The sequence below is a fragment of the Bradyrhizobium sp. LeoB3 genome (assembly GCF_055456055.1).
This window is the reverse complement of record NZ_JBVBEF010000222.1, coordinates 1-4,034: the sequence shown is the minus strand read 5'-3', so window position 1 is coordinate 4,034 and position 4,034 is coordinate 1. Positions and strand designations below refer to the sequence as shown.

Annotated in this window: 1 protein-coding gene and 2 pseudogenes; 2 read left to right on the top strand and 1 reads right to left on the bottom strand. The window is 57.6% G+C overall.

Annotated elements, in window-relative coordinates; all coding sequences use genetic code 11:
* Positions 1-114 precede the first annotated feature (114 nt).
* A pseudogene (hisC, locus tag ACZXDY_RS44985) lies at positions 115-1,231 on the top strand (histidinol-phosphate transaminase).
* A 158-nt stretch (positions 1,232-1,389) separates the two neighbouring features.
* Here hisC and dctA read toward each other — a convergent pair.
* A pseudogene (gene dctA, locus ACZXDY_RS44980) lies at positions 1,390-2,661 on the bottom strand (C4-dicarboxylate transporter DctA).
* Between the two features lie 651 nt (positions 2,662-3,312).
* On the opposite strand from dctA, the gene ACZXDY_RS44975 reads away from it, so the two are divergent.
* The gene (locus ACZXDY_RS44975; RefSeq protein ID WP_464349903.1) at positions 3,313-3,552 is read left to right on the top strand and encodes a hypothetical protein; all 240 of its coding nucleotides are present in this window, start codon (positions 3,313-3,315) and stop codon (positions 3,550-3,552) included.
* Positions 3,553-4,034: the final 482 nt, after the last annotated feature.

Below are 4,034 nucleotides of genomic sequence, written 5' to 3'. Positions count from 1 at the left end.
CATCATGCGCTCCGTCTATCAAACGGAGCAGCCCCTTCCAACTAAGCACGTGGTCCCACAATCGGGGTCCATTTCAAACCGCGATTGTCCCCGGCGAATCAAAGGAAGAACACGATGTCGGATGCAAAATTGCAGAATGTGCTGTCTTCTCTTTCGCAGACAGCGAGACAGTTGAATGCTCCGCCGGCCGGCCGGACTGCGCCGGATGCAACTTACGTGAAGCTAGATACCAATGAGAACCCATTTCCACTGCCAACGATCGTATGGCAAAGTGCAATTACCGCCCTTGAGCGGCAGTATCTTTATCCCGAAGATGACAACCTCAGCTTGCGGGAAGCAGCTGCCAATGCGTACGGCGTAGCGATGGATCATGTGATTGCCGGCAATGGATCATCTGAGATTCTGGGGCTGATCTACAGAGCCTTTCTTGCCCCCGGGCGAGAGCGTGGCAATGCTGTCTCCAGGTTTTTCATTCAATCGCAAACTTGCTATGTTGCAAGGGGCTCAACTTCTCGAAGTCAGATGTGACGAACCTCAGTCCTTGCCTATAGAGCAATTGTTGTTGGGTTGCGAAAAAGCCGCGAAGTTCGTTCTGGTAGCTACTCCGAATAATCCAACCGGAACGTTCATTCCGATCGCTGACATCGAACGCCTTGTGGCAGAATCGGACCGTCTAGTCGTGTTGGACGAGGCGTATGTCGATTTTGCGCCTGATAATGGCCTACGCCTCCTAAGCCGCTATCCGACTCTTCTGATCTTAAGAACATTTTCGAAGAGCTACGCCGCCGCTGGCATTCGCGTCGGCTTCGGACTAGGCCACCCAGAGCTTATCGGAAGGCTTCGTAACATCCAGAACGTCTTCAACATGAATGTGATCGGTCACGCGGTGGGCATCAGCGTTCTTGCGCACCGCGCCATCTACGAAGATAACCATAGGCACATCACGCAGGAAAGAGAACGAGTGGCGAGCGCACTGTCACAACTTGGATTGTCTGCAACGCCCTCCGACGCAAATTTCTTGCTAGTCCGTGTGCCCGCGGGACACGACGGCAGATGGTGGCAGCTGGCTTTGGAAAGGCAAAAGATACTCGTTGCCTTTTTCCCTGATGAAGGTCTTGAAGACTGTATCCGCGTTAGCATCGGCACAAAAACGCAAATGGACGCGATTCTCGCAGCAATCAGTGACATTTCTGGCCGCTCGAAAATGGGTATATCGCCCGCCGCGCAGTAGTAATGTCTGGTGCCGCGTCACGTATGCGATAGCACCACCGAGGGATGAGAGCGGTGGGTGGCATAACCGAGATCTGTTGTGACTGATGGACGAAAATCGACGACGGATCGATCCCTTAACTGCCACGGCCCCGTTTTCGAGGGACAACCGCCTCGTGATCAGCGGTATCGCGCACCTACTGCAGTTAACAAGGGACAACGATCGCTTTCCTGGTTGAGCCGCGCATGGAGCGTGGCTTGGTCGAGCTCGCCTTCCCACCAGGACACGAACACCGCGGCAAGACCGTTGCCCGTGATATTGGTAAGGGCGCGCACCTCGCTCATGAATTTATCGATCGAGAACACGATTGCCATGCCAGGCACTAGCGCCGGATTAACCGCTGATAGCGTCGCCGCGAGCGTGATGAAGCCGGCCCCGGTGATACCGCTTGCGCCTTTCGAGGTCATCATCGCCACGATCAGGATCGTGAGCTGTTGGCCGAAGGTAAGATCGACCCCGAGCGCCTGCGCGATAAATAACGTTGCCAAGCTCATGTAGACGTTGGTGCCATCGAGGTTGAACGAGTAGCCGGTCGGCACCACGAGCCCGACCACGGGCTTGGAGCAGCCGAGCCGCTCAAGCTTCTTCATCAACTGCGGCAGCGCGCTTTCCGAGGACGAGGTGCCGAGCACGAGCAAGAGCTCGTCTTTGATATAAGCGATAAACTTGAAGATCGAAAAGCCAACGGAGCGCGCGATCAGACCGAGCACGACCCACCACGAACAGCGCGGCCGTGGCGTAGAACAGTGCGATTAGGCCGATTAGATTGCCGAGCGCCGACGGCCCGAGCTTGCCGACCGTGAAGGCCATGGCGCCGAACGCGCCGATCGGCGCGGCCTTCATGACAATTGCGATGACGCCGAACACCGCGTGCGCCGTGTCGTCGATCATGCCGCGCAACTTCTCGCCGCGCTCACCCAGCGCCATGAGCGAGAAGCCGAACAGGATGGCAAATAGTACCTGCAGGATGTCGCCGCGCGCCAGCGCGCCGACCACGCTGTCGGGAATGATATTGAGGATGAAATCGACGGTTTTCGAAGCTTCCGCCTGCTCCACGTAGTTGGCGACGGCTGCGGCATCGGGCTTGGCCGCAAGGCCGTGGCCGACTGGAAAAGATTGCCCATCAGAAGGCCGAGCAACAAGGCAAAAGTGGAGACCATCTCGAAATAGACCAGCGCCTTCAGGCCGACCCAGCCGACCTTTTTCGCATGCTGGATGTGCGCAATGCCCGAGACCACGGTGCAGAAGATGATGGGCGCGATGACCATCTTGATCAGCTTGATGAACCCGTCACCAAGCGCCTTGACCCAATCGCTGGTCGCGAGCGACGGCCACAGCCAACCGACGACGACGCCAATCAGGATCGCGATCAGCACCTGAACGTAGAGGATTTTCTACCAAGTTCTCGACACCGGCGCGGGTGCGGCAGTTGCGATGGTGGTCATGACGCTCCTTCCCAATATGAACTCGAACACCGAGCCACCGCGCGTTGAGAGGCGACGGCATCAGACGAGCCTTGTCATGCCAGCCGTGCCCAATTTGAAGACGGCGATGTCGGAACTCCGACAGCCGGCAGCGCGATTTGCTGGCAGTTACGTGTGTTTTTCTCTCGTTAAGCAAGACGCGCACCACGCGCCGAAGCCATGCTGCCGTTCAACCGGCGAGACTGTGGACAGACTTTCTCCTAAATGTATTTGGTTGAATGCCAGAAACGCGTTTGTTCCGCCGAAGGCAGAGGCGTTGTTCAGCGCCACGCGCACCTTGCGCTCGCGCGCGCCAGATTGGGCGCGGCCTCGAGATCTACCAGCTGCTTGCGGGCGATTTAATGCTCGGGCAGCGTTTTGAGCTTGGCCCTTATCCTGAGCTCGGAGCTGCAATCGGGTCACTGGCGGAGCGGCCTTCGCATCCCCCTATAAATGGAAGCGCCGCCGGTCCCGCCCATTCCGGAAACGACGACGCGCCTCCCCGTTCAGGCCTTCTCAGCGACCACGCCGCGGACAGGTGCGTCGCCGATAGACTTGAGATTCGATCAGGCGTCATCCGTGTTCATCTCAATCGTCGATCGCGTAGGACTGCGCCACGCAGATGATGTCCGCAACTCCAGTGACTGGATGCCACACCAGGTCAGTTCCGTGGTGGTCGATGTCTCGCGGCCGCCGACAGCGTTTTCCTTGTTCGTGCAACAATTTCCTTCGCGAATTATCTGCCATGCTGCTGCTTCCATTAGGCGCTTCGACGCGAACGCACTGCCTTTCAGCCGCGCCGCGCGACGGAAGCAGTGACGTGATTCGTCGGGCGGGCGTCAAGGTGCTGTCAATGCAACATTCCGCGACATTGGTAAAATTGATTTTTTGGATGGTACGCATCCACATTATCGACGTTTGGAGACATGCGCCTAAGACCTTGATGCAAGCTGCCCTCGGGCGTTATCGAGCCTCGCGTCGTAGTTTCGCACAGTTAAAAACGACAGCCTCGATGCTCCTTCACCGGGCCATCTACGCCGAGCTCGCGCCGCGCCTGGACGAGACGTCTGCCCCAGAGTTCTCGTCGAACGGACGCTTCGTAGTGGCAGACGTGAAGGCAGAACTTATCGTATTCCGACACCCCAGGCGGCCACGTCGGGTCAGCCGGTCCGGAGATCGGAGTCGAGCCGTTCAAAGATCCAAAATCGGACATCACGGCGCGGCGGAGCCAACTTTGGGCAGAGTAATGCCAGAAGTTTTTCGTTCAAGAGGCTAGAGATGTTCGGTTGAACACGCCGAAG